Annotated in this window: 2 protein-coding genes and 1 pseudogene; all 3 read right to left on the reverse strand. The window is 67.9% G+C overall.

Annotated features, from left to right (window positions below; all coding sequences use genetic code 11):
- Positions 1–20: 20 nt before the first annotated feature.
- On the reverse strand, positions 21–1,343 hold the full coding sequence (gene ftsW, locus D183_RS0119165) for a putative lipid II flippase FtsW (protein ID WP_017910425.1): 1,323 nt from the start codon (positions 1,341–1,343) through the stop codon (positions 21–23).
- Positions 1,343–2,428 carry a phospho-N-acetylmuramoyl-pentapeptide-transferase gene (gene mraY, locus D183_RS0119170; RefSeq protein ID WP_010344435.1) on the reverse strand — a complete coding sequence of 362 codons (1,086 nt, stop codon included), beginning with the start codon at positions 2,426–2,428 and terminating at the stop codon, positions 1,343–1,345. The genes ftsW and mraY overlap by 1 nt, the downstream gene beginning before the upstream one ends.
- Positions 2,418–2,783: pseudogene (locus tag D183_RS25290) on the reverse strand (UDP-N-acetylmuramoyl-tripeptide--D-alanyl-D-alanine ligase); the annotation flags it as partial. The gene mraY and the pseudogene D183_RS25290, both read right to left, overlap by 11 nt.

The raw sequence follows: 2,783 nt of genomic DNA on the forward strand, positions 1-2,783 counted from the left end.
ACGATCGCCCTGCACCGCGCTCATCCGAGCCTCCCGAAGGTGGGTTCGACGCGCGGCTGCATGCGGCTGGTGCCGCGCCCCGGGGTGCCGCCCTGGATCGCCGCGGCGACCGCGCTGGCGCTGGCCTCGCGCGCGGCCTGCAGGTCCTCGGCGTTGTCCACGGTCTGCTTGACCGGCATCGCCGCGTCGCTGCGTACCAGTGCCACCTGGCGCTCGGCGCGGTTGAGTTCGTAGGACACGCGCAGCAGCAGCCCCATCGCCACGCAGGTCATCAGCACGCTGGAACCACCGGCGGAGATCAGCGGCAGGGTCAGGCCCTTGGTCGGCAGGATGCCCAGGTTCACGCCGACCGAGACGAAGCTCTGCAGGCTGATCCACAGGCCGATGCCGAAGGCGATGTAGCCGGAGAAATGGCGCTTCATTTCCACGCAACGCATGCCCAGCCAGAACGCGCGGCCGACCAGCAGCGCGTACAGCGAGATGATCAGGCACACGCCGACGAAGCCCAGTTCCTCGGCGATGACCGAGAAGATGAAGTCGGTGTGCGCTTCCGGCAGGTAGTTGAGCTTCTGCACCGAGCCGCCCAGGCCGACCCCGAACAGTTCGCCGCGGCCCACCGCCATCAGCGCGTTGGACAGCTGGTAGCCGGAGCCGAGCTGGTCGGCCCACGGATCGAGGAAGGAGGTGATGCGGCGCAGGCGGTACGGCTCGAGGATCGCGATGAAGGCGAACACCGGCAGGCCGATCACGATCGGCATCGACATGCGCGGCAGGTTCACCCCGCCCAGCACCAGCATGCCGGCGGTGATCGCCAGCAGCAGCGTGGAGGAACCGAAGTCCGGCTGCAGCAGCAGCAGGCCGACCAGCGCCACCGCCACACCCAGCGGCTTGAGCATCGCCGGCCAGGTCGCATTGACCTCGTCGCGGAAACGCACCAGGTAGCTGGACAGCCACACGATGTACAGCACCTTCACCGCTTCCACGGTCTGGAAGCGCGAGATGCCCAAGTTGATCCAACGCCGCGCACCGTTGACGGTGCTGCCCAGGCCCGGCACGAACACCACCAGCAGCAGGCCGAAACAGGCCAGCAGCAGCAACTGGTTGTACTGCTCGATGTTCTTCAGCTCGGTGCGCATCGCCCAGATCGCCAGGCCGACACCGCCGGCCAGGAACAGCAGGTGACGGCTCAGGTAGTAGAACGGGCTGGTAGTCAGCTCGATCGAGCTGGAGCCGACCATGACCACGCCCAGCGATGCCAGCGCCACCGCGGCGCCGAGCAGCCACGGGTCGTAGCGGCCACCGATGGCCTCCAGGCGGGTCGCTTGGCGGGCGGGGTCGTTCATCAGCGCACCTTCAACGTGGCCAGGCCGACCAGCACCAGCACCACCGAAATGATCCAGAAGCGCACGATCACCCGCGGCTCCGGCCAGCCCTTCAGTTCGAAGTGGTGGTGGATCGGCGCCATGCGGAACACGCGCTTGCCGGTGAGCTTGAACGAGGCGACCTGGATCATCACCGACAGGGTCTCGATGACGAACACGCCGCCCATGATCACCAGCACCAGTTCCTGGCGCACGATCACCGCGATGGTGCCCAGCACCGCACCCAGCGCCAGCGCGCCGATGTCGCCCATGAACACCATCGCCGGGTAGGTGTTGAACCACAGGAAGCCCAGGCCCGCGCCGGCGATCGCCGCGCAGATGATGATCAACTCGCCGGCGCCGGGAATGGTCGGGATCTTCAGGTAGGCCGAGAACACCGCGTTGCCCGAGGCATAGGCGAACACGCCCAGCGCGCAGGCCACCAGCACCGTCGGCATGATCGCCAGGCCGTCCAGGCCGTCGGTCAGGTTGACCGCGTTGGAGAAGCCGACGATCCAGAAGTAGGCGATGGCCACGAAGCTGATCCCGGCCAGCGGCAGCGCGATCGACTTGAACATCGGGATGTAGAAGGTGATCGCCGCCGGCACGTCGGCGGTGTAGTACAGGAACAGGCCCGCGGCCAGGCCGAAGATCGACTGCAGCAGGTACTTCCAGCGCGACTTCAGCCCGTTCGGGTCGCGGCGCACGATCTTGATCCAGTCGTCGTACCAGCCGATCACGCCGAACGCCAGCATCACCGCCAGCACCAGCCACACGTAGCGGTTGCGCAGGTCGCCCCACAGCAGCACCGACAGCAGCACGGTGAGCAGGATCAGCGAGCCGCCCATGGTCGGGGTGCCGGCCTTGGAGAAGTGGGTCTGCGGGCCGTCCTGGCGGATCGGCTGGCCGCCCTTGAACTGCGCCAGCTTGCGGATCACCGCCGGGCCCAGCCACAGCGACAGGAACAGCGAGGTCAGCGCCGCGAGGATGCCGCGGAATGTCAGATAGCCGAACAGCCCGAACATGCTTTCGAGCTGCTGCAGCCAGCGGGCGAGTTCAAGCAGCATGCGGCGCCTCCTGTGCCTGGTTCAGCAGCGCACGCACCACGGTTTCCATGGCGCTGCCGCGCGAGCCCTTGACAAGGAGCGTGGCCGGGGCCGGCTGGGGCGCGCCAACGGACGGCGCGCCGGTGTTCTCATGCATCTGCTTCACTTCCTGCTCTTGATCCTGCTCTTGCCGATTCCCGGCTCTCGATTCCCGATTCCCGGCCACCGCGGCCAGATCGCGCTGCAGCGCCTCGATCAGCGCCGCATGGCTGTCGAAGACGCGGCCGTTCTCGCCGAACGCCTGCGCGGCGTGGGCGCTGAGCGGGCCGAGCGCGTACAGCCGGGTCAGCCCGGCATCGCGCGCGCGGCGCCCGCC

Source organism: Xanthomonas sp. SHU 199 (assembly GCF_000364665.1).
Taxonomy (GTDB): domain Bacteria; phylum Pseudomonadota; class Gammaproteobacteria; order Xanthomonadales; family Xanthomonadaceae; genus Xanthomonas_A; species Xanthomonas_A sontii.